Annotated in this window: 21 protein-coding genes; 6 read left to right on the forward strand and 15 right to left on the reverse strand. The window is 71.2% G+C overall.

Features of this window, described 5'->3' with window-relative positions; all coding sequences use genetic code 11:
• Positions 1 to 39: 39 nt before the first annotated feature.
• A complete protein-coding gene (locus ACIP79_RS13985) occupies positions 40 to 672 on the reverse strand; it encodes a sulfite oxidase-like oxidoreductase (protein ID WP_401222907.1) in 633 nt (210 codons plus the stop codon).
• Positions 673 to 829: 157 nt separating this feature from the next.
• Between ACIP79_RS13985 and bfr the strand changes: the two genes are divergently transcribed.
• Positions 830 to 1309, forward strand: a complete 480-nt coding sequence (gene bfr, locus ACIP79_RS13990) for a bacterioferritin (RefSeq protein ID WP_383690202.1) — start codon at positions 830 to 832, stop codon at positions 1307 to 1309.
• A 79-nt stretch (positions 1310 to 1388) separates the two neighbouring features.
• Here bfr and ACIP79_RS13995 read toward each other — a convergent pair whose 3' ends face one another.
• From ACIP79_RS13995 to ACIP79_RS14005, 3 genes are all read right to left on the reverse strand, one after another.
• Complete coding sequence (locus ACIP79_RS13995; protein WP_401222910.1) at positions 1389 to 1640, reverse strand: bacterioferritin-associated ferredoxin; 252 nt, start codon at positions 1638 to 1640, stop codon at positions 1389 to 1391.
• A gap of 185 nt (positions 1641 to 1825) precedes the next feature.
• On the reverse strand, positions 1826 to 3181 hold the full coding sequence (locus ACIP79_RS14000; RefSeq protein ID WP_383685640.1) for a class II 3-deoxy-7-phosphoheptulonate synthase: 1356 nt from the start codon (positions 3179 to 3181) through the stop codon (positions 1826 to 1828).
• Positions 3182 to 3316: 135 nt separating this feature from the next.
• Positions 3317 to 4564 carry a glycoside hydrolase domain-containing protein gene (locus tag ACIP79_RS14005; protein ID WP_401222912.1) on the reverse strand — a complete coding sequence of 416 codons (1248 nt, stop codon included), beginning with the start codon at positions 4562 to 4564 and terminating at the stop codon, positions 3317 to 3319.
• Positions 4565 to 4653: 89 nt separating this feature from the next.
• Here ACIP79_RS14005 and ACIP79_RS14010 point away from each other — a divergent pair, with 89 nt between their 5' ends.
• Both ACIP79_RS14010 and ACIP79_RS14015 read left to right on the forward strand, forming a co-directional pair.
• On the forward strand, positions 4654 to 4710 hold the full coding sequence (locus tag ACIP79_RS14010) for a trp operon leader peptide (RefSeq protein WP_078602827.1): 57 nt from the start codon (positions 4654 to 4656) through the stop codon (positions 4708 to 4710).
• A 116-nt stretch (positions 4711 to 4826) separates the two neighbouring features.
• Positions 4827 to 6707 (forward strand): anthranilate synthase family protein, encoded by a 1881-nt coding sequence (locus ACIP79_RS14015; RefSeq protein WP_401222914.1) that lies wholly within the window; start codon positions 4827 to 4829, stop codon positions 6705 to 6707.
• Here ACIP79_RS14015 and ACIP79_RS14020 read toward each other — a convergent pair.
• From ACIP79_RS14020 to ACIP79_RS14040, 5 genes are all read right to left on the reverse strand, one after another.
• The gene (locus tag ACIP79_RS14020; protein WP_401222916.1) at positions 6659 to 7654 is read right to left on the reverse strand and encodes a 2-hydroxyacid dehydrogenase; all 996 of its coding nucleotides are present in this window, start codon (positions 7652 to 7654) and stop codon (positions 6659 to 6661) included. The two genes, ACIP79_RS14015 and ACIP79_RS14020, sit on opposite strands and share 49 nt — an antisense overlap.
• A 294-nt stretch (positions 7655 to 7948) precedes the next feature.
• Positions 7949 to 8977, reverse strand: a complete 1029-nt coding sequence (locus tag ACIP79_RS14025; protein WP_401222918.1) for a 6-phosphofructokinase — start codon at positions 8975 to 8977, stop codon at positions 7949 to 7951.
• 143 nt (positions 8978 to 9120) lie between these two features.
• Positions 9121 to 9801: a response regulator gene (locus ACIP79_RS14030; RefSeq protein ID WP_383685633.1), complete on the reverse strand. Its 681-nt coding sequence runs from the start codon at positions 9799 to 9801 to the stop codon at positions 9121 to 9123.
• Complete coding sequence (gene macS, locus ACIP79_RS14035; protein WP_401222920.1) at positions 9798 to 11171, reverse strand: MacS family sensor histidine kinase; 1374 nt, start codon at positions 11169 to 11171, stop codon at positions 9798 to 9800. Before macS ends, ACIP79_RS14030 begins: the two co-directional genes overlap by 4 nt.
• A 37-nt stretch (positions 11172 to 11208) precedes the next feature.
• Positions 11209 to 12033: a lysophospholipid acyltransferase family protein gene (locus ACIP79_RS14040; RefSeq protein ID WP_383685630.1), complete on the reverse strand. Its 825-nt coding sequence runs from the start codon at positions 12031 to 12033 to the stop codon at positions 11209 to 11211.
• 258 nt (positions 12034 to 12291) lie between these two features.
• Between ACIP79_RS14040 and ACIP79_RS14045 the strand changes: the two genes are divergently transcribed.
• Both ACIP79_RS14045 and ACIP79_RS14050 read left to right on the forward strand, forming a co-directional pair.
• Entirely contained in the window at positions 12292 to 13101 is an 810-nt protein-coding gene (locus ACIP79_RS14045) for an alpha/beta hydrolase (RefSeq protein WP_401222922.1), read from the forward strand.
• A complete protein-coding gene (locus ACIP79_RS14050; RefSeq protein WP_401222924.1) occupies positions 13094 to 13774 on the forward strand; it encodes a hypothetical protein in 681 nt (226 codons plus the stop codon). The genes ACIP79_RS14045 and ACIP79_RS14050 overlap by 8 nt, the downstream gene beginning before the upstream one ends.
• An 18-nt stretch (positions 13775 to 13792) precedes the next feature.
• Here ACIP79_RS14050 and ACIP79_RS14055 read toward each other — a convergent pair whose 3' ends face one another.
• The 6 genes from ACIP79_RS14055 to ACIP79_RS14080 form a co-directional block, all read right to left on the reverse strand.
• Complete coding sequence (locus ACIP79_RS14055) at positions 13793 to 14563, reverse strand: endonuclease/exonuclease/phosphatase family protein (RefSeq protein ID WP_401222925.1); 771 nt, start codon at positions 14561 to 14563, stop codon at positions 13793 to 13795.
• A gap of 358 nt (positions 14564 to 14921) precedes the next feature.
• Positions 14922 to 15875 carry an ROK family glucokinase gene (locus tag ACIP79_RS14060; protein WP_383685623.1) on the reverse strand — a complete coding sequence of 318 codons (954 nt, stop codon included), beginning with the start codon at positions 15873 to 15875 and terminating at the stop codon, positions 14922 to 14924.
• Positions 15876 to 15929: 54 nt separating this feature from the next.
• Complete coding sequence (locus ACIP79_RS14065) at positions 15930 to 16403, reverse strand: DUF5304 domain-containing protein (protein ID WP_401222927.1); 474 nt, start codon at positions 16401 to 16403, stop codon at positions 15930 to 15932.
• A gap of 58 nt (positions 16404 to 16461) precedes the next feature.
• Positions 16462 to 17634, reverse strand: a complete 1173-nt coding sequence (locus tag ACIP79_RS14070) for an ArsA family ATPase (protein WP_401222929.1) — start codon at positions 17632 to 17634, stop codon at positions 16462 to 16464.
• 141 nt (positions 17635 to 17775) lie between these two features.
• On the reverse strand, positions 17776 to 18216 hold the full coding sequence (locus ACIP79_RS14075; RefSeq protein WP_401222931.1) for an SRPBCC family protein: 441 nt from the start codon (positions 18214 to 18216) through the stop codon (positions 17776 to 17778).
• Between the two features lie 268 nt (positions 18217 to 18484).
• Positions 18485 to 19282 (reverse strand): metallophosphoesterase, encoded by a 798-nt coding sequence (locus ACIP79_RS14080; RefSeq protein WP_401222933.1) that lies wholly within the window; start codon positions 19280 to 19282, stop codon positions 18485 to 18487.
• A 297-nt stretch (positions 19283 to 19579) separates the two neighbouring features.
• On the opposite strand from ACIP79_RS14080, the gene ACIP79_RS14085 reads away from it, so the two are divergent.
• Positions 19580 to 21376 carry an AMP-dependent synthetase/ligase gene (locus tag ACIP79_RS14085; protein WP_401222935.1) on the forward strand — a complete coding sequence of 599 codons (1797 nt, stop codon included), beginning with the start codon at positions 19580 to 19582 and terminating at the stop codon, positions 21374 to 21376.
• Positions 21377 to 21536 lie beyond the last annotated feature (160 nt).

Genomic DNA, 21536 nt, shown 5'->3' on the forward strand with positions numbered 1-21536 from the left:
CGAGGCCGGCAGGGCCACCGGCGTCGGCCACGACCGGGATCAGAGCTCGGGCCCGTCCCCGGGCTCCTCCTGATAGGAGTAGCGCTGCTCGCGCCACGGGTCGCCGACGTTGTGGTAGCCGCGCTCCTCCCAGAAGCCGCGGCGGTCCGCCGTCATGTACTCCACGCCGCGGACCCACTTGGGGCCCTTCCAGGCGTAGAGCTGCGGGACGACGAGGCGGAGCGGGAAGCCGTGCTCCGCCGTCAGCAGTTCGCCGTCCTTGTGGGTGGCGAAGAGCGTGCGCTCGGAGGCGAAGTCGTCGAGCCGGAGGTTCGAGCTGAACCCGTACTCGGCCCAGACCATGACGTGCGTGACGGTGGGCGCCGGCGGGGCGATCTCCAGGATCGTCCGGGCGGGGATACCGCCCCACTCCGCCCCGACCATGCTGAACTTCGTGACGCAGTGCAGATCGGCCACCACCGAGGCGTACGGCAGGGCGGTGAACTCCTCGTGGGTCCAGCAGCGCTTCTCACCGTCGGCGGTCGCGCCGAAGACCCTGAAATCCCAGCGTTCGGGACGGAACTTGGGTACGGGACCGTAGTGGGTGACCGGCCAGCCGCGCTGGAGCCGCTGTCCCGGTGGGAGCTCCGACCGCGCCGCCGCTCCAGATTCACGCTCCACCGGCTGACCCATGACTCCATCCTGACAGACCCGGGGCGATGCGCCTGACCAGCCCGGCTCCGATTCCGGCAACTCCTACTAAGCGTGCACTTACTGGACGTCCCGAGATCGCCGGTGCGAGGATGCGGCGCAACCTGCCCGGATTCCCCGCCTGGAAGGAGCCTCTGCAATGCAGGGCGACCCCGAGGTCCTCGAATTTCTGAACGAACAGCTCACCGGCGAGCTGACGGCGATCAACCAGTACTGGCTGCACTACCGCATCCAGGACAACAACGGCTGGACCAAGCTCGCCAAGTACACGCGTTCCGAGTCCATCGATGAGATGAAGCACGCGGACAAGATCACCGAGCGCATCCTCATGCTGGACGGCCTGCCGAACTACCAGCGGCTGTTCCACGTACGGGTGGGGCAGACGCTCACCGAGATGTTCCAGGCCGACCGGCAGGTGGAGGTCGAGGCGATCGACCGCCTCAAGCGCGGGATCGAGGTGATGCGGACCAAGGGCGACATCACGTCCGCGAACATCTTCGAGGAGATCCTCGCGGACGAGGAGCACCACATCGACTACCTGGACACCCAGCTCGACCTGGTCGAGAAGCTCGGTGAGGCGCTCTACATCGCGCAGCAGATCGAGCAGCCGGACAGCTGAGTCCCGGACGGCTGAGTCCCGGACGGCTGCGCCCCGGGCAACCGAGCGCCGGACAGCTGAGCCCGGCCCGGAGAGCCCGTCAGGCGGCCTCGTCCAACGACGCGGACACCGGGACCTGCGACAGGACCGGCGCACCCTTGTCCATCAGCTCGCGGCGGGGGCACGCGCCCCGGCCGAGCAGGGCCTGGATGTGACGGACGCACGAACCACAGTCCGTGCCCGCCTTGCTCGCCGACGCTATCTGGCGGGGGGTGCAGGCACCGTCCTCCGCGTGCTTCTTCACCTGCGCCTCGGTGACACCGAAGCAGTTGCAGACGTACACGCGGTCCACCTCCCGTCGGGGATTCCCAAGGTCGTGCCATCCCGTTAATCGGTGAGGCTAACCTAACCTTACCCGTCGCGCAGGAGCCGTAAAAGTGCGGTGGGGCGCGGATCGTATGTGATCCGCGCCCCACCGCCGCTGTATGTAAGAGGTCGATCACCTGGTGATCTACTACTGCACCGTCTGGTGATCTCCTACTGGTCCCGGTACATCTCCGCGACCAGGAACGCCAGGTCAAGGGACTGGCTCCGGTTCAGGCGGGGGTCGCAGGCCGTCTCGTAGCGCTGGTGCAGATCGTCGACGAAGATCTCGTCGCCGCCGCCCACGCACTCGGTGACGTCGTCACCGGTGAGCTCGACGTGGATGCCGCCCGGGTGGGTGCCCAGCGCCTTGTGGACCTCGAAGAAGCCCTTCACCTCGTCGAGCACGTCGTCGAAACGACGGGTCTTGTGACCCGAGGCCGCCTCGTAGGTGTTGCCGTGCATCGGGTCGGTGATCCAGGCCACCGTCGCACCGGACGCCGTGACCTTCTCCACCAGCTCGGGCAGCTTGTCGCGGACCTTGTCCGCGCCCATCCGGACGATGAAGGTGAGGCGGCCCGGCTCGCGGTCGGGGTCGAGGCGCTCGATGTACTGGAGCGCGTCCTCGGCCGTCGTCGTCGGGCCCAGTTTGATGCCGATCGGGTTGCGGATCTTCGAGGCGAACTCGATGTGCGCGCCGTCCAGTTGACGGGTGCGCTCACCGATCCACACCATGTGCCCGGAGACGTCGTACAGGTGGCCCGTACGCGAGTCGACCCTGGTCAGTGCCGACTCGTAGTCGAGGAGCAGCGCCTCGTGGGAGGCGTAGAACTCGACGGTCTTGAACTCCTCCGGGTCGGTGCCGCAGGCCCGCATGAAGTTCAGCGCGTTGTCGATCTCCCGCGCCAGCTGCTCGTACCGCTGGCCGGACGGCGAGGACCTCACGAAGTCCTGGTTCCAGGCGTGCACCTGGCGCAGGTCGGCGTAGCCGCCGGTGGTGAAGGCGCGCACCAGGTTGAGCGTCGAGGCGGAGGCGTTGTACATCCGCTTCAGCCGCTCGGGGTCCGGGACGCGGGACTTCTCCTCGAAGGCGAAGCCGTTGACCGAGTCACCGCGGTACGTCGGCAGCGTCACGCCGTCACGGGTCTCGGTGCCCTTGGAACGCGGCTTGGAGTACTGGCCCGCGATCCGGCCGACCTTCACCACCGGCACGGAGGCCGCGTAGGTGAGGACGGCGCCCATCTGGAGGAGGGTCTTGAGCTTGGCCCGGATGTGCTCGGCGCTCACCGCGTCGAAGGACTCGGCGCAGTCGCCGCCCTGGAGCAGGAACGCGTCGCCCTTCGCGACGGCCGCCAGACGGGCACGCAGCTGGTCGCACTCACCGGCGAAGACCAGTGGCGGATACGACTCGAGGTCCGCGATCACATCGCGCAGAGCCTCGGCATCGGGGTACTCGGGCTGCTGCGCCGCGGGCAGGTCACGCCAGGTCGCCTTGGCGGCGATGGCTTGGGAATCAGCGTTCACGGTCACCCCGTAAACATTACGGGGTCGTGTCGGGCGTCCATTCACCTGCTCATCAATTGAGACGGGGGGCGCTCGATCGCGGCGCGCCCCGGACGGCCGTACGAGAGGGCCCGTACCGCCGCCCGGACAGGCGGGACGGGCCTAGTCCACGTCGAGCCGGTTACGGTCGATGCTGATCTTCACACCGCCGTGGGTCTCGGTCGTGTCGCCCACGTACTGGTGGATGCGCCGGCTGCCGGGCCACAGGTCCGCGGGGATCGACGGGTCGGTGGTCGTCGACTCGCCGTTCCAGCGGGCGAAGTGGATGACGTCGGGCAGCGTGATGGTCTTCGCGTTGGCCACCAGGTCGGCGACCAGGGACGAGACGCTGCCGTAGGCGCCCGAGCGGTAGCCGAGCTGGTGCAGGCGCTCGGTGTAGGCGTCGACGTAGGCGAGGACCCGGGCGGTCACCGTGCCGCCGCGCGGGTAGTGCTCCAGGTCGTTGTAGATCACCGAGCCCTTGCCGAGGCCCAGCGCGGCGGCCTGCTTGGCGGCGTCGTCGGCGGCCGCGGTGCCCTGCGGGGCCGGGTCGGTGATCGACGCGCAGCCGCCCCCGCAGCTGCCGCCGTCGGCGGAGGGCTGCCGGCCGACGTAGAGCGGGAAGAACCGCCAGCCGTTGGCGTACTGCGTCCGCACCCACGCAGCGGTGAGTTTCGGCTGGGCGCAGGCCCGGTTGAGGCCGCCGATGTAGACGCCGACGGCGCCGTACCCGGAGGCGTCCCGCCAGGCGTTCATCGCGGACTGGCTCGGCGCGGTGCAGGCGTCGAAGCCCTCGCCCCGGAAGGACGTGGCGTCGGCGGGGACGGGCTCCGCGGCCACCTGCTCGGTCTGCGTGGCGGCGACCGGCAGACCGGCGCTGCGCAGGATCCGCTGGATGGCCGGGCGGTCCTCGCCGTAGGCGGCGGTCACGGCGATGCGGTCGGCGGTGGCCCGGTAGGTGCGGGCCGTGCGGTTCTCGGTGACGGCGTTCACGGCGGCGCCGGTGGGCTCGACGAGGAGCGCCTCGGTACGTCCGCGCAGTCGCGCCGGGCAGTCCTGCCGGCCTCCGGGGGTGCCGAGGTACACGGCGTGGCGGTCGAAGCGGACGCAGGCCCGCGGGTTCCGCGCCAGGTCCACGATCTGCCAGGAGCCGGGGACGGTGAACTCGTGGCCCCGGTAGGTGACCTGGGTGGTGTCGACGGGTTCGGCGGTACGCGGGGCGGACCGGGCGGCGCCGGGCCAGCCCGCGGCGAGGACCGCGGCGGCGGCGAGGGCCGTGAGGGCGCGCGCGCCGCCGCGACGGGACAGGGGTGAACGGGCTGCGTGAATGACTCTCTCCTCGGTCGGGCTGCTCAGCGGTGCTGTGAACACATCAATGGCCGCCGGCCGGGGGTCCCGAACCCGGTGTCGGCGCGGTTCACGCTGTTGCCCGGGTCCGGGAGTCGGGTAGGGTGCGGCGCATGTTCGCGCACTCGATCCAGACCTGGTGGTGGACCGCTCATCCGGCGGCCCGCTGACTGCGCGTACTCAAGACTTCGCGAAGGCCGCCCCAGAGGGCGGCCTTCGGCGTTTCCGGAGCCCGTCCCTCTCCGTTCTGAGTCACTCAGACCTCTCCGAGAAGGAAACGGGACCGATGAACCTGCTCGATCTGCTGGACGATCCACGTCCGTCCGCCTTGCTCCGCCGCCGCACACCCGGCCACGACCATGACGTGGTCGAGGTCCTGCTCGGCCCCGTCCACGCGTACGACCGCCTCGCCGACCTCCCCGACGAGGGCCTCGCGCTGATCCCGTTCCGCCAGATCAGGGAGCGCGGCTTCGACGTCCGCGACGACGGCACGCCGCTCGCCGTGCTGGTCCCCGAGGAGACGCACGAACTGCCACTGGAGCGGGCCCTGGCGGAACTGCCGGCACACGACGTGCGGGTGACGGGCGGCGGCTTCGACGTCGCCGACGACGAGTACGCCGGGATCGTCGGGCGCGTGCTCCACGAGGAGATCGGGAGCGGCGAGGGCGCGAACTTCGTCATCCGGCGTACGTACGAGGGGGAGATCCCGGGGTTCGGGAAGGCCGACGCGCTGGCCCTCTTCCGGCGGCTGCTGGTGGGCGAGCGGGGCGCGTACTGGACGTTCGTCGTGCACACCGGGGAGCGGACGCTGGTCGGGGCGAGCCCCGAGGTGCACGTCCGGATGGCGGGCGGGACGGTCGTCATGAACCCCATCAGCGGCACGTACCGCTATCCGGCCGGCGGCCCGACGCCCGAGGACCTGCTCGCGTTCCTCTCCGACGGCAAGGAGATCGAGGAGCTCTCGATGGTCGTCGACGAGGAGCTCAAGATGATGTGCACGGTCGGTGACATGGGCGGGGTGGTGATCGGGCCGCGGCTCAAGGAGATGGCCCATCTCGCGCACACCGAGTACGAGTTGCGGGGCCGCTCGTCGCTGGACGTGCGCGACGTCCTGCGCGAGACCATGTTCGCCGCCACCGTGACCGGGTCCCCGGTGCAGAACGCCTGCCGGGTGATCGAGCGGCACGAGGTCGGCGGGCGGGGCTACTACGCGGGCGCGCTGGCCCTCCTCGGACGGGACGCGGGCGGCGCCCAGACCCTCGACTCCCCCATCCTCATCCGGACCGCCGACATCGACGCGGCCGGGCGGCTTCGGGTGCCGGTCGGCGCCACCCTCGTACGGGGGTCTGATCCGGCGGGCGAGGTCGCGGAGACGCACGCGAAGGCGGCCGGGGTCCTGGCGGCCCTCGGGGTCCGGGAGGGCAGGCCGCGCGAGGAGGGCGCGGGGGTGCGGCTCGCCGACGATCCGCGGGTACAGGCTGCGCTCGACGGGCGGCGGGCCGCCCTCGCGCCGTTCTGGCTGCGGATGCGGGAGCGGACCGACGCGCTGGAGGGGCACGCGCTGGTCGTGGACGGCGAGGACACGTTCACGGCGATGCTCGCGCACGTGCTGCGGTCGTCGGGTCTCGACGTGACGGTACGGCGGTACGACGAGCCGGGGCTGCGGGAGGCGGTCCTGCAGCACGCGGGGCCGGTCGTCCTCGGTCCCGGTCCCGGCGATCCGGGCGACCTCCGCGACCCCAAGATGCGTTTCCTGCGCGAGCTGACCGCCGAGGTCCTGCGGACCCACCGGCACGGCGTGCTCGGCGTCTGCCTCGGCCATGAGCTGATCGCGGCCGAACTGGGCCTGGAGATCGTGCGCAAGGACGTGCCCTACCAGGGCGCGCAGACAGAGATCGATCTCTTCGGGCGGGCGGAGACCGTCGGCTTCTACAACAGCTTCGTGGCGCGGTGCGACGACGGGGCCGCCGCCGAGCTCGCGGCCCACGGCGTGGAGGTCGCCCGCGACGGGACCGGCGAGGTGCACGCGCTGCGGGGGCCCGGGTTCGCCGGCGTCCAGTTCCACCCGGAGTCGGTGCTGTCGCTGCGCGGCTCCGACGTCGTACGGGAGCTGCTGGGTCAGCTGCGCGGGACCAGCACGTTCTCGGAGCGGCGGCCCGCGGTGTAGTCGAGCACGTTGTTCAGGGTGGTGTCGATGATCTGGCCGACGGCGTCGAGCGTGTAGTAGGCCTGGTGGGAGGTGACCAGGACGTTCGGGAAGGTGACGAGCCGGGCCAGGGTGTCGTCCTCGACGGCCTCCATCGACTTGTCGAGGAAGAAGAGGCCCGCCTCCGCCTCGTACACGTCGAGGCCGACGCCCGTGAAGCGGCCCTCGCGCAGCTCGGAGACGAGGGCCGCGGTGTCGACGAGGCCGCCGCGGCTGGAGTTCACCAGGATCGCGTCGTCCTTCATCGCGCGCAGCGCGGCGGCGTCGATGAGGTGCTGGGTCGCGGGCATCAGTGGGACGTGCAGGGTGATCAGGTCGGACTCGGCGAGGAGCCGTTCCTTGGAGACGTACTCCATGCCGAGTTCCCGGCAGGCCGGGTTCTCGGCGACGTCCCAGCCGAGCAGACTCATGCCGAAGCCGTGGGCGATCCGGGTGAACGCCTCGCCGATCTTGCCGGTGCCGATCACGCCGACGGTGCGGCCGCGCATGTCGCGGCCCATCAGGCCGTCGAGCCGGAAGTCGAAGTCCCGGGTGCGGGTGGCGGCGCGGACGATACGGCGGTTGACGGCCATGCCGAGGGTCCAGGCGAACTCGGCGACCGAGTACGGCGAGTAGTACGAGACGCGCGCGGCGGTCATGCCGAGCCGCTCGGCGACGTCGAGGTCGATGTTGTTGAAGCCGGTGGAGCGCTGGGCGATCATCTGCGTGCCGCCGGCCGCGAGGGTCTGCAGGACGCGGTGGCCCAGTCCGCAGTTGACGCTGGTGGAGATGATCTCGTGGCCCGCCGCGATGGGAGCGGTGTCCTCGGTGAGGAAGACGTCGAGGCAGCGGACGTCGTGGTGTCCGGCGAAGGCCCGCTGGATCAGCGGCCGCTCGTCGGACTGGACGCCGAAGGCCAGGATCTCCACGGTTCCTCCTGGTCTGAGGTGGTTACCGCCGAATATAGAGCGGTAACCACCTGGGTGCCGGGCGGGGAGGAGGGGGCCACGGTGGGTGCCGGGCGGGGTGGAGGCCCCGGCGGGCCCCGGCCTCCGCGGAGGTGGGCCCCGGCTTCCGCGGGGGTGGGCTCAGCCTCCGCGGGTGGGCCCCGGTCTCCGCGGGGGTGGGCCCCAGGCTCCGCGGGAGGGACCCGGTGGGACCCGGCCCCCTCGGGTGGACCTCGGCCTCCTCGGGTGGACCCCCGCCCCGGAGGGCGCCCCCCGTCAGCCGAAGAAGACGCCGACCTCCTCGTACAGCTTCGGGTCCACCGTCTTCAGCGTGGCCGTGGCCTCCGCGATCGGGACGCGGACGATGTCCGTGCCGCGCAGGGCGACCATCTTGCCGAAGTCGCCGTCCCGGACGGCCTCGATGGCGTGCAGGCCGAACCGGGTGGCGAGCCAGCGGTCGAACGCGCTGGGGGTACCGCCGCGCTGGACGTGCCCGAGGACCGTGGTCCTGGCCTCCTTGCCGGTGCGCCGCTCGATCTCCTTGGCCAGCCACTCGCCGACGCCGGAGAGCCGGACATGCCCAAAGGCGTCGAGCGAACCGTCCTTGAGGACCACGTCGCCGTCGCTGGGCATGGCCCCCTCGGAGACGACCACGATCGGGGCGTACGAGGCCTTGAAACGGGAGGTCACCCAGCCGCAGACCTGCTCCACGTCGAAACGCTGCTCGGGGATGAGGATCACGTTCGCGCCGCCGGCCAGGCCCGAGTGGATGGCTATCCAGCCCGCGTGACGGCCCATGACCTCGACGACCAGGACGCGCATGTGCGACTCGGCGGTGGTGTGCAGCCGGTCGATGGCCTCGGTGGCGATGTTGACGGCGGTGTCGAAGCCGAAGGTGTAGTCGGTGGCGGACAGGTCGTTGTCGATGGTCTTCGGTACGCCGATGACCTTGATGCCGAACTCGTCGGCCAGGCGGGCCGCGACGCCCAGGGTGTCCTCGCCGCCGATCGCGATGAGCGCGTCGACGGCCTGCTCGGCGAGGTTGTCCTTGATACGGCGGATGCCGTTCTCCTGCTTGAGCGGGTTGGTGCGCGAGGAGCCGAGGATGGTGCCGCCGCGCGGCAGGATGCCGCGCACGGCGGGAATGTCGAGCCGGACGGTGTCACCTTCGAGCGGCCCTCGCCAGCCGTCCCGGAAGCCGACGAAGTCATAGCCGTACTCCTGCACGCCCTTGCGGACGATGCCCCGGATGACGGCGTTGAGCCCGGGGCAGTCGCCGCCTCCGGTCAGTACTCCGACCCGCATGGAAAAGTCCCTTCGCCATGGATGGCTGACAGGACTCACGCTAAAGGTGATACAGGTCACTTCGGCATGGTGCGGATGGTCAATTCCGGTGAATTGTGGGGCTGTTGATCACTCGCGGCGCTTCGGAAGGCCGGTCGCGAGCCCTACGCGTCGTCGAGCCCGCGCTCGATCGCGTAGCGCACCAGCTCGACCCGGTTGTGGAGTTGCAGCTTGCCGAGGGTGTTCTGCACGTGGTTCTGGACCGTGCGGTGGGAGATGACCAGGCGCTCGGCGATCTGCTTGTAGCTGAGGCCCTTGGCGACCAGGCGGAGCACCTCGGTCTCGCGGTCGGTGAGCTGCGGGGCCCTCGGCTCGTCGCCGCCCGTGGCGGGGCCGGGGTCGGAGGCGAGCCTGCGGTACTCGCCGAGGACCAGGCCCGCGAGGCCCGGCGTGAACACCGGATCGCCGACGGCCGTGCGGCGCACCGCGTCTGTCAGCTCCTCCGTGGAGGCCGACTTGAGCAGATAGCCCGTCGCACCCGACTTGACGGCCTCCAGGACGTCGGCGTGCTCACCGCTGGCCGACAGGACGAGGACGCGCAACGCCGGGTTGGCGCCGACCAGTTCCTTGCAGACCTGGACACCGGGCTTCGCGGGCAGGTTCAGGTCGAGCACGAGGACGTCGGGCGCGGCGGCCTGAGCGCGGCGCACAGCCTGCTCGCCGTCGCCCGCGGTGGCGACCACGTCGAAGCCGGCCTCCGCGAGGTCACGGGCGACGGCGTCCCGCCACATGGGGTGGTCGTCCACCACCATGACCCTGATCGGCCCCGCCTGCTGCTCACTCATGCCCGCTCCCCCTTACCCCGTGAAATCTGCGAGACCTTCGCGAGTATCTCGATCTTCGAAACCCGCGAATCCTTCGAGTCCTTCGAAACCGTCGAATCCTTCGAGCCGTCCGGTGCCGTCGCCGTCGAAGCCGCCGGATCGTCCGCCGAGCCCTCGGCCCGCGCGGATCCCGCCTTCGGCACCTTCAGTTCGACCTCCGTGCCCTGCCCGGGGACCGAGATCAGCTCGGCCGTGCCGCCGATCTCACGCAGCCGCCCACGGATGGACAGGGCCACACCGAGCCGCCCCTCCCCCTCGGCCTGGGCGAGCCGCCCCTCCGGAATGCCGGGGCCCTCGTCGCGCACGGTCACGATCACCGCGTCCGGCTCGTCCTCGACCAGGATCCAGGCGCGGGCGTCCTCGCCGACGTGCCTGCGGACGTTGTCCAGGGCGGCGCCGACAGCCGCGGCCAGCTCCCTGGCGGCGGCCCGGCCCAGCGGCACCGGCGCACCGGGCTCCGAGAACGTCACGTGCGAGCTGGCGTACGGCGCGAGGAGTGCGCGCAGGTCGACGGGGCCCTGTGCGTCCTCGTCCTCGTCCGGTTCGTCGACGGCCCGCACGACGGCGCCCATCGCGGCGTCCTCGGAGACCCGGGAGACGGGCACCAGGCCGCCAGAGACCAGCGTGCGCAACGCCACCTCCTGCTCGCCGGCCATCCGGCCGAGCTCGGCGGCCTCACCGCCCAGCGCGGAGGCACGCCGCTGCACCATGGCGAGGACCTGGAGCACGCCGTCGTGGATGTCGCGGGCCAGGCGCTCGCGTTCGCGGGTGGCGGCCTCGATCTCCAGGGCTCGGGCGAGGGTGCGCTCGGAGGCGCGGGCGACCTCGACGACGTACCCGATGGCGATGGAGGCGACCCAGACCAGCACCACGTTGTGCACGGTGTCGCGGGTGGGGGCGCCGCGCTGGAGGACGTTGGCCGCCGCGACGAGTGTGGAGGCGAACGCCGCCCAGCGCCAGCCGCCCTTGATCGCGAAGGCAAGGACGGAGCCCGCGGTCCATATCGACGGCAGGGTCGGACCGCCGGCCTCGATCCGGGCCGCGTCGTCGGCGACCCGGGTGAGCAGGATGCCGGCCAGCGCGATGGTCAGGTCGGCGGCGAGGAAGCGCTTGGTGCAGCTGGCCGCGTTGGCGACCCTGGGGAGTGTCGCGACGGTCCACCCGGCCAGCACGACGTAGTACGTGATGGCCACCCAGGGCCTCGCGAACCTGTCGTACGAGGTCACGAAGAGCCCGATCGCGTACACCAGCGTCAGCAGGCGGTAGCCGCTGAGGGCGCGCCACAGCGGCTGTTCGACCGACATCCTCATGACGCGCTCGCGCTTGGTCATGTCCCCCACCCCATAGCCCACACCCCACACGACGCGTCTAGGAGCCGGCCCGTTCCCTCGCGGCGGCCGCGGCTGCCGCCGCCTCCTCGGCAACCTGTGCCGCCTCGGTGGCCTTCTCGACCTCGGCGGCGGCCTTCTCGGCCTGTTTCTGCGCCTGTTCGGCTTCCTTGTTCGCCTGCTTCTCGGCCTTCGCCGCCTCCGCGATCTGCCGCTTGGCGGCCGTCGCGTAGATGTCGACGTACTCCTGGCCGGAGAGCTTCATGATCTCGTACATGACCTCGTCGGTCACGGCGCGCAGCACGAAACGGTCGTGCTCCATGCCGTTGTACCGGCTGAAGTCGAGCGGCTTGCCGATGCGGATGCCCGGCCGCATCAGCTTGGGCATCACCTTGCCCGGCGGCTGGATCTTCTCGGTGTCGATCATCGCGACCGGGACGACGGGCGCGCCGGAGGCGAGTGCCACGCGCGCGAGGCCGCCGGGCTTGCCGCGGTAGAGGCGGCCGTCCGGCGAGCGCGTGCCCTCCGGATAGATGCCGAACAGCTCACCGCGCTCCAGGACGTCGATGCCGCTCTTGACGGCCGCCTCGCCCGCGCCGCGCGCGCCGGAACGGTCCACCGGGAGCTGGCCGACGCCCTTGAAGAAGGCGGCGGTCATCCGGCCCTTGACGCCGGGCGTCGTGAAGTACTCCGCCTTCGCGATGAACGTCACCTTGCGGTCGAGGACCGCGGGCAGGAAGAACGAGTCCGAGAACGACAGATGATTGCTCGCAAGGATCGCGGGGCCCTCGGCGGGGATGTGCTCGAGGCCTTCCACCCAGGGCCTGAAGGCGAGCTTCAGCGGCCCTCCGATGGAAAACTTCATTGCGCCGTAGATCAACCGAGTGCCTCCTGTGTCGTAGGTCAGACCTTAACCCGGAGCACTGTCAAAGGCCCCGACGACCCTGGTCGGTGTCAGTGCGGTCGCGTACGGTGAAGTACGCCCCGAAGTGCCGGGGTCATGTCCTCGCTTCCCATGCCCTCGTCCCACCACCTCGCTCCACCCTTCTGTCCCGCCTCCGTACCGCTGTCTTGTTCCCGTTCCGCGTTCTGTCCCGCCCGTCTCATGAACAGGAGACCGAAGGTGCCGGTCCTGCCTGGAGCCGAGCCGTTCCGCCATGAGGGCGGAGAGGTCGGCGTCCTTCTCTGCCACGGTTTCACCGGTTCCCCTCAGTCGCTTCGACCCTGGGCGGACCATCTCGCCGAGCGCGGTCTGACCGTCACGCTGCCGCTGCTGCCCGGACACGGCACCCGCTGGGAGGACATGCGGCTCACCGGCTGGCAGGACTGGTACGCCGAGGTGGACCGCGAGCTGCGCGCCCTGCGCGAGCGGTGCTCCCGGGTGTTCGTCCTAGGCCTCTCCATGGGCGGCGCGCTGGCCCTGCGGCTGGCCGCCAAGCACGGGGACGAGGTGAGCGGAGTCGTCGTCGTCAACCCGGCGAACAAGGTGCACGGTCTGGCGGCGTACGCCCTTCCGGTGATCCGGCACGTCGTGCCCACGGTGAAGGGGATCACGAGCGACATCGCCAAGGAGGGCAGCGAGGAGGTCGGCTACGACAAGGTCCCGCTGCACGCGGCGCACTCGATGCGCAGGTTCTACCAACTCCTCGACGGCGAGCTGCCCCAGGTGACCCAGCCCCTGCTGCTTCTGCGCAGCCCGCAGGACCACGTGGTGCCGCCCGCCGACTCGGCGCGGATCCTCAGCAGGGTGTCGTCCACGGACGTGACGGAGATCCTGCTGGAACAGAGCTACCACGTCGCGACGTTGGACCACGACGCGGACCGGATCTTCGCGGAGACCTACGCGTTCATCGGCCGGCTCGCACCCGGTGCCGGCGAGGAGTCCGGTGCCGCTCGACGGGTTCAGCAGGAAGGGACGGCCACCGGTGGCTGAGCACGAGGCGGACCGCGACGATTCCGAGGAGAAGGGCGTGCCGGTCGGCGGGTCCCCCGGCGACGAGCAGAGCGTGCCCTTCGACGAGGAGGCCGCCTGGCAGGCGATCGTCTCCGGCTACGGCGAGGAGCCCAAGGACCCGCCCGGTGCGAAACCGTTCAAGTCGGTCGAGGACCTGGCCCTCCTCGAACCCGAGACGAACGACGACCTCGACGGCACCGAGGGCGGCAAGGACGCCAAGAACGAGAAGGGCGAGAAGGGGAGCAAGGACGCCGAGGCCGGGGACGGCACGACGGACCCGGCCGGGGACAAGTCCTCCCCCGTGAAGCCCCTCGGCAGTTCGGTCGCCTTCGCCCCCGGTGTCTCGGGCCCGCGTGACTTCCGGTCCCCCGAGCCCACCGAGGACGACTTCGACGAGGACGACGAGGGCCACTTCGTACCGCCCGAGCCGCCCCCGCTGCCCGCCGCCGACACCACGGCCAAGTTCGCCTGGCTCGCCGTGCTCGGCGGCCCCGTCCTGCTCCTGCTGGCCATACTGCTCGGCTGGGACATGACCTGGTGGCTCGCCACCCTCGGCATCGGCGGCTTCCTCGGCGGCTTCGCCACGCTGGTGACCCGGATGAAGAGCGACGACGAGGACGAGGACGACCCGGGCCGGGGCGCGGTCGTCTGACCCCGGTCCCTCCCCGTCCTAAGAGGCCGGCACTCTGAGGGCGGCCAGCACCGGCAGGTGATCGGTCGCCCTCCTGAGGTCGGCCTCCGTCACGCCGGGCAGACCCCGCGGGACCCCGCAGCCGAGGACCCGCACGCCCTCCGTGGCGAAGATCGCGTCGATGCGCTGGTGCGGGTCGGCCGGCGTGGAGGTCTGCTCGGCGCCCCAGGGCCGGGTCGCCCAGCCGTCCTGGAGGGCGGTGGCGAGGCGCTTGAAGGTGCGCCCGCCGGGCCGTTCGTTGAGGTCACCGCCCACCACCGCGTGCGGGGTGCCCAGGCCGGCCAGGCACTCCAGGAGCTCGCCGCCCTGCGCGTACCGCTCGTCCTGCTGGAGCGAGAGGTGACAGCTCAGCACGCCAAGGCGTACGTCACCGAAACGGACGACGGCGGTGGCGAACCCGCGCCGGTGCAGGCCGGGGGTGCGCGGCAGGAGCACGTCCTCGGTTCGCTCGACCGTGGCCCGCAGCGAGCACAGCAGGGCGGGCCCTGAGGCGGTGGCCCCGCCCGACAGGACCACCTGCCCGGACGCCGCCGCGAGGCGCGCCAGCTTCTTGCGCCAGCGGAAGAACCGCGGCGCCTCCTGCACCAGCACGAGGTCCGGCGAGCAGGCGCCGATCACCCGGGCGAGCGCGTCGGTGTCGTCCCGCATCGAACGGATGTTGTAACTGAGCACCCGGACAACGGCTGAACCGTCAGGCTCGGTAAGGGAGTTGGGCAGCGGCCCGATCGCACCGGGCGAGCTAGTCGACATGACGATCAAGATACGACAGCCACACCCGCACGGACCTCCGACGCCACCACGTCCGATTGGCAGATCGACGGATCGACCGACAACCGCCGGCCGCCCACGCACGGAAGGGGCCGTGTCGGTACATCAAATGCCCGCATCCGAACGGATCAAGAAGAAACAGCCCCCTGAAACCCACAGCAGATCCGTTCGGATGCGGGCGGATGTACCGGCGCGGCCCCGCCCCCCGACGGCGCGACGCGAAACCCGACCACCAGCGCAACGCGACACCGGAACACCGGCGCAGCCGAACCCCCCGACACAACGGCGCCCGCCGCCCCTGGAAGAGGCACGGCGGGCGCACATCGCGGCACGGCAGGTGTCACATGATCGGGTCCGGCTCCCGGGCCAGATCCGCCGCTCCGACGAGCCCGGCCTTGTTGCCGAGCTGCGCCGCGATGACGTCGGCGACCGGACGCCAGTTGCCGCCCACCAGCCAGCGCTTGTACGACTTGCGGATGGGGTCGAGAACCAGCTCGCCCTCGTCCGACAGACCGCCTCCGACGATGAAGGCGGACGGGTCGAAGAGCGAGGCCAGGTCGGCGAGCCCGGCGCCGGCCCAGCGGGCCAGCTCGCGGTAGGAGTCCACCGCGACCGGGTCACCCTGGCGCGCGGCGACCGAGATGTGCTTGCCCTCGATGCCGTCGGGGGTGCCGTCGCCGAGGGCGAGCAGGATCTCCGCGTTCTCGGGGGTGGCGTTGGCCCGCTGCTTCGCGTAACGGACGAGGGCGCGCCCGGAGGCGTACTGCTCCCAGCAGCCCTGTGATCCGCAGCCGCACAGCAGTCCGTCCGGCACCATGCGGATGTGCCCGAACTCGGCGGCCACCCCGAAGTGGCCGCGGCGCAGCTTGTTGCCGATGATGATGCCGCCGCCGAGGCCGGTGCCCAGCGTGATGCAGATGACGTTCCGGTGGCCCTTGCCCGCGCCGAACTTGTACTCGCCCCACGCGGCCGCGTTCGCGTCGTTCTCGACGACGACCGGCAGCCCCACGCGCGCCTCGACCTCGGCCTTCAGCGGCTCCTGCCGCCAGTCGATGTTCGGCGCGAAGTACACCGTCGAGCGCTGGCGGTTCACGTATCCGGCCGCACCGATACCCACACCCACGATCTCGTGCCCGGCGCGGGCGCCCTCCACGGCGGAGGCGATGGCGTCCACGATGGCCTGCGGCGTGCTGGGGGTCGGCACCTTGTGGGTCGAGAGAATGCTGCCTTCCTCGTCGACCACACCGGCCGCGATCTTCGTGCCGCCGATATCGACGCCGATGGTGAGTCCCATGAATCCCTCAGTTTCGGTCGAGCCCCGCTACGGCCAACCGTACCCGAGCTGCCCTTAGTCCAAGTCGATGTGTTCCCCAGGACCGGTGCCCTCGTCGCGAGGACCCCCGTCCCGGGTGGTCCAGCGCCGCTCCTGTGCCTCGACCGCCGAGCGGTAGGCGGCGAGCAGCTCGGAGCCGGCGGTGGCGAGGTGGTCGAAGACGTCGGGGTTGCGCTCCATCACCGGTTCGACGGCGGCCCTGGCCTGCTGGACGACCTGGTTGACCATCTGCTGGGCGGCGCCGCCCGCGACCGCGCCGAACAGCGGCGACTGGAGACCGGTCAGCTTGTCGGCGACCGCGTCGACCAGTTTGCGCAGTTCATCGGCGGCCGAGCCGGGCGGTGTGCCGTACTGGGTGCGGCGACGGGCCTTCTCCGCCGCGAGGTCCTCGGCACACGCCGTCGCCCAGGCATCGGCGTCGACGTCTGTCGCGCGGACTTCGTCAGCCGCTTGCTGAGCGGCGTCGGACGTCGGTCGCTCTTCGCTCATGGCGGTTCTCCTGACTACGTTTCGTCCCTCCGACGGTACCCGAACGGAGGTACGTGGTTCAGCGTGTCCGCGGCCACAGTCCGGGGTCCGGCGCGAATCGGATCCTCAGCGAGCCCTCGCGCAGGGCCGCGCCGTCCACGGTGCAGCGCCGCAGGGCCGAGGGCAGCGGCACGATCCGGCGGAACGTCCCGACGGTGACGACGAGTTCGTCGCCGCGTCGGATCAGGTCCAGTTCGTCGCGTATGGCGCCGGGCAGCGGGATGTGCCAGACCAGGACGCCCTCGTCGGCGAGCCGGTCCTCGACGGGCCACTCGACGGTGGGCGGCGTCTCGTTGACGGCACCGGGTACGGGCAGCGCCGCGAGGTCGTCGGTGCCGCGCGGGTCGTGCCCGCGATGGGCGACCACGTGCACGTCGTACGTCTCCTGCCACTCCTCCAGCGCCTTGCGCTGCTGGGCGGCGAGCGCGCCGAGCCAGGTGTCGGGGCCGTCGGCGGGCAGCACACGGTTCGCCACCAGGACGTCGACGCGGAGGCCGCGCAGGGCCAGGGCCGTGCCGGTCCCGCGTACGGCGTCGGCGCCCGCGGGACCCGGCTCGGCGACCAGTCGTACGGTCGTCGCGCGGTCCTCGACGACCGCCTGCACGGCGGCCAGTTCGAGGTCCCAGCGGGCCGCCGTCTCGTACAGCCACTCGGCGGGCATCGGGACGCCGGCCAGCCGCCCGAGGACGGGGCGCAGGGCGCGGGCCGCCTGGCGCTCGGACGGCAGCAGGCGGCGCAGGTAGCGGCGGAGTTCCTCGGGGAGGGCGAGGAGGGCGAGGGCCCGGGGGGCCGGGGGGAGGTCGACGACGAGGAGGTCGTACGTGTCCGAGGCCGCCGCGTCGCGCAGGGCGCGGAGCAGGGCGAGTTCCTCGGCGCCGGGCAGCGGAGTGGCCTCCTCGGCGTCCAGGCGGGTCGCGCCGAGGAGGTCGAGGGCGGTGGCAGCGCGGTCCTGGAAGGCGGTGAGGTCGGCGCGGAAACGTTCCGTGGCGTCGGGGCGCCAGGTGGTGAGGTGCGGTTCGGCCTCCGCCGGGTGCGCGCCCGTCCGTACGCCCAGGGCGGCGCCCGGGGTGTCCGTGCGGTCGGCGCTGAGCAGGAGGGTGCGGGTGCCCTCGCGGGCGGCCTTCAGCGCGGTGGCCGCGGCGACGGTGGTACGGCCGGAGCCGCCGGGGCCTGTGATCAGGATGGTGCGCATGGGGGTGAACGGTACCTGGGCCGACGGGGGCCTCGGCCGGACCGGGGGCGTCCCGCGTATCCGACGGGCGTGGAGGATCTCGCCCCCTCCGCCCCTTCCCGTCCCGTCATCCGGGGGTCCGCCCCCGGGCCCCCGGACGGGTTAAGGGGTCTCCTCGACCCTCTTCTTCAGGCCAGCGAGCGCCCGGTCGATGATGACCTTCTCGGCCTTGCGCTTGATCATGCCCAGCATGGGGATCTTGACGTCGACCGTGAGGAGGTAGGTGACCTCGGTGGCGCCGGTGCCCGCGGGCTTGAGGATGTAGGAGCCGTCGAGGGAGCGGAGCATCTGGGACTTGACCAGGGTCCAGGAGACCTCGTGGTCGCCGGTCCAGGTGTAGCCGAGGGTCTGGTCGTCCTTGATCGCGCCGGCGTCCATGACGAGGCGAACCTGCTCGGCGCGGCCCTGGGCGTCCGTGGCGAGCACCTCCGCCTCCTTCACCTCGCCGGTCCAGTCCGGGTAACGGGCGAAGTCGGCGATGACCGCCATGACGTCAGCCGGTGCCGCCTCGATCGTGATGCTCGAGCTGGTGTGTTCAGCCATCGACGTGGCTCCTCCAGATGCGGTCCGGTGAGGGAGGGTGGTGGGCACGTGTGTGCAGCGTGAAGGCTACCGCGCACCGGACGGGCCACCGTCACCCGGCACCCCGCGCCCCGGCACCCCGCACGCGGCACCCGGCACCCCGCCACCCCGCCACCCGGGCACCCGCCTACCGCCTACCGGCCACCGGCCACCAGCCACCAGCCACCAGCCACCAGCCACCAGCCACTGCCTACCGGCCGCCGGCCACCGGAAGCCGGAAGACCCCGCCTCACCACTCCAGGGCCCACGGCCGCCCGGTGCCGGCGAAGTGGCCCACGTTCACGCACTCGGTCGTCCCGATCCGCATCCGCGGTGTCAGCGGCTGGTGGACGTGGCCGAAGAGCGAGTAGCGGGGCCGGGTGCGGCGGATCGCGTCCAGCAGGGCGCGGCTGCCGCGTTCGAAGCGGCGCGCCACCGTGTCGTAGACCAGTTCCGGTACCTCGGGCGGGATGTGCGTGCAGAGCACGTCGACCTCGCCGACCGCCTCGATCTTGGCGGCGTACTCCTCGTCGCTGATCTCGTAGGGGGTGCGCATCGGGGTCCGCAGTCCGCCGCCGACGAAACCGAAGGTCCGGCCGGCGATCTCCACCCGCTCCCCGTCAAGCACCGTCGTGCCGGGTCCGGCGTATTCCGGCCACAACATCGGTATGTCCACATTGCCGTAGGTCGCGTACGTCGGTGTCGGCATGACGGCGAACATCTCGGCGTACTGCTTGCGTACCGCCTCCTCGATGGCGGCGGCCCGGTCCGTGCCGACGCCGGACCACAGCCGGGCCCCGAGTTCCCGGGCCTCCTCGAAGCGGCGGGCGGTGCGCAGCTCGACGATGCGGTCCGCGTTCTCGACGCCGAAGAGGTCGGGGAAGATGCCGCGCGAGTGGTCGGCGTAGTCCAGGAAGAGCACGAGGTCACCGAGGCAGACCAGCGCGTCCGCGCCGTCCCCGGCCCTGGCCAGGTCACGGGCGTTGCCGTGCACGTCACTGACCACATGAACGCGCGTCCTGCCGTTGCCGCCTGGTGTGGGTGCCATGACGATCAAGCGTAGGCCTGTGCGGCATACGTGAACAGAAGGGGGCCGGACCTGCGCTTACTGGCCAGTCGAGAAAGCCGTCGACTACTCTGCGGCCAGGAACACCAACCTGTGTGACGCAGCGAACATCTCGTCGGACCCCCCTGTCGAAGAAGCCATACCGACGGGTAACGTCCGGGCAGTCCAGTCGTACTCAGGATTTCAACAACGATCTCCCTGGGTGCCCGCCCGAGCCTTGGACCGCACCGTCGCATCACACAGAGTCGTGGCGTCGGCGCCCTATGAGGAGCAGCAGTCTTGCGCGAGTTCAGCCTTCCGGCTTTGTACGAGGTCCCTGCGGACGGAAATCTGACCGATATCGTCCGTAGAAACGCCGCGCAGCATCCGGACGTCGCCGTCATCGCCCGCAAGGTCGGCGGCGTGTGGACGGATGTCACCGCCACCGTCTTCCTCGCCGAGGTACGCGCCGCGGCCAAGGGTCTGATCGCCTCGGGCGTGGAGCCCGGCGACCGGGTCGCTCTGATGTCCCGTACGCGCTACGAGTGGACGCTGCTCGACTTCGCGATCTGGAGCGCGGGCGCGGTCACCGTACCGGTGTACGAGACCAGCTCGCCGGAGCAGGTGCAGTGGATCCTCAGCGACTCGGGCGCGACCGCCTGCGTCGTCGAGCTGGACGCGCACGCCGCCGCCGTGGAGTCGGTGCGCGACCGGCTGCCCGCCCTGCGGACGGTGTGGCAGATCGAGGGCGGCGGCGTCGAGGCGCTGGGCCGCGCGGGCAAGGACGTCACCGACGAGACGGTCGAGGAGCGCAGCTCGCGCGCCAAGGCCGACGACGCGGCGACCATCGTCTACACGAGCGGGACGACGGGCCGCCCCAAGGGATGCGTCCTCACCCACCGCAGCTTCTTCGCGGAGTGCGGCAACATCGTGGAGCGGCTGCGTCCGCTGTTCCGTACCGGCGAGTGCTCGGTGCTCCTCTTCCTGCCGCTCGCGCACGTCTTCGGCCGGCTCGTCCAGGTCGCGCCGATGATGGCGCCGATCAAGCTGGGCCTGGTGCCCGACATCAAAAACCTCACCGACGAACTGGCCTCGTTCCGGCCGACACTGATCCTCGGTGTGCCGCGCGTATTCGAGAAGGTCTACAACTCGGCGCGCGCCAAGGCGCAGGCGGACGGCAAGGGCAAGATCTTCGACAAGGCCGCGGACACGGCGATCGCGTACAGCCGCGCGCTGGACACGCCCTCGGGCCCGTCCCTCGGCCTGAAGATCAAGCACCGCACCTTCGACAAGCTCGTCTACAGCAAGCTGCGGGCGGTCCTCGGCGGCAAGGGCGAGTTCGCGATCTCCGGGGGCGCCCCGCTCGGCGAGCGCCTCGGCCACTTCTTCCGCGGCATCGGCTTCACGGTCCTGGAGGGCTACGGGTTGACCGAGTCCTGCGCGGCGACCACCTTCAACCCGTGGGACCGCCAGAAGATCGGCACGGTCGGCCAGCCGCTGCCCGGCTCGGTCGTGCGGATCGCGGACGACGGCGAGGTGCTGCTGCACGGCGAGCACCTGTTCAAGGAGTACTGGAACAACGAGGCCGCGACCGCCGAGGCGCTAGCCGACGGCTGGTTCCACACCGGTGACATCGGCACCCTCGACGAGGACGGCTACCTCCGGATCACCGGCCGCAAGAAGGAGATCATCGTCACCGCGGGCGGCAAGAACGTCGCCCCGGCCGTGATCGAGGACCGCATCCGGGCGCACGCGCTGGTCGCGGAGTGCATGGTGGTCGGCGACGGGCGCCCGTTCGTCGGCGCGCTGATCACCATCGACGACGAGTTCCTGGGCCGCTGGGCCGACGAGCACGGCAAGCCGGCCGGTTCCACCGCGGTGTCGCTGCGCGAGGACGCGGATCTGCTGGCCGCGATCCAGAGCGCGGTCGACGACGGCAACGCGGCGGTGTCGAAGGCGGAGTCGGTCCGGAAGTTCCGGATCCTCGCCTCGCAGTTCACCGAGGAGTCGGGGCACCTCACGCCGTCCCTGAAGCTGAAGCGGAACGTGGTCGCCAAGGATCACGCCGACGAGATCGAAGCGATTTACCGGGGTTGACGCGCCTACTCGCCGTAGGGGTGGGCGGTCTTTTGCGGCGTACCGGCCGTGGCTGGTTGCTCGCGCAGTTCCCCGCGCCCCTTCAGGGCGCCTCCCCGGGAGCGGGAACTGCGCGGCCGACCCGCAGTCGCCGGAGGCCGGAAAGCGGCACCCCCGCAGG

The organism is Streptomyces sp. NPDC088747, assembly GCF_044751025.1.
Classification (GTDB): Bacteria; Actinomycetota; Actinomycetes; order Streptomycetales; family Streptomycetaceae; genus Streptomyces.

Bases quoted from the DNA above. Each gene is read 5' to 3' on its own strand.
- ACIP79_RS14055 (WP_401222925.1), bottom strand. From the start codon at position 14,563: ATGTCGACTAGCTCGCCCGGTGCGATCGGGCCGCTGCCCAACTCCCTT.
- ACIP79_RS14025 (WP_401222918.1), bottom strand. From the start codon at position 8,977: ATGCGGGTCGGAGTACTGACCGGAGGCGGCGACTGCCCCGGGCTCAAC.
- ACIP79_RS13985 (WP_401222907.1), bottom strand. From the start codon at position 672: ATGGGTCAGCCGGTGGAGCGTGAATCTGGAGCGGCGGCGCGGTCGGAG.
- macS (WP_401222920.1), bottom strand. From the start codon at position 11,171: ATGACCAAGCGCGAGCGCGTCATGAGGATGTCGGTCGAACAGCCGCTG.
- ACIP79_RS14030 (WP_383685633.1), bottom strand. From the start codon at position 9,801: ATGAGTGAGCAGCAGGCGGGGCCGATCAGGGTCATGGTGGTGGACGAC.
- ACIP79_RS14060 (WP_383685623.1), bottom strand. From the start codon at position 15,875: ATGGGACTCACCATCGGCGTCGATATCGGCGGCACGAAGATCGCGGCC.
- ACIP79_RS14070 (WP_401222929.1), bottom strand. From the start codon at position 17,634: ATGCGCACCATCCTGATCACAGGCCCCGGCGGCTCCGGCCGTACCACC.
- ACIP79_RS14075 (WP_401222931.1), bottom strand. From the start codon at position 18,216: ATGGCTGAACACACCAGCTCGAGCATCACGATCGAGGCGGCACCGGCT.
- ACIP79_RS14015 (WP_401222914.1), top strand. From the start codon at position 4,827: ATGAACCTGCTCGATCTGCTGGACGATCCACGTCCGTCCGCCTTGCTC.
- bfr (WP_383690202.1), top strand. From the start codon at position 830: ATGCAGGGCGACCCCGAGGTCCTCGAATTTCTGAACGAACAGCTCACC.
- ACIP79_RS14040 (WP_383685630.1), bottom strand. From the start codon at position 12,033: ATGAAGTTTTCCATCGGAGGGCCGCTGAAGCTCGCCTTCAGGCCCTGG.
- ACIP79_RS14080 (WP_401222933.1), bottom strand. From the start codon at position 19,282: ATGGCACCCACACCAGGCGGCAACGGCAGGACGCGCGTTCATGTGGTC.
- ACIP79_RS14065 (WP_401222927.1), bottom strand. From the start codon at position 16,403: ATGAGCGAAGAGCGACCGACGTCCGACGCCGCTCAGCAAGCGGCTGAC.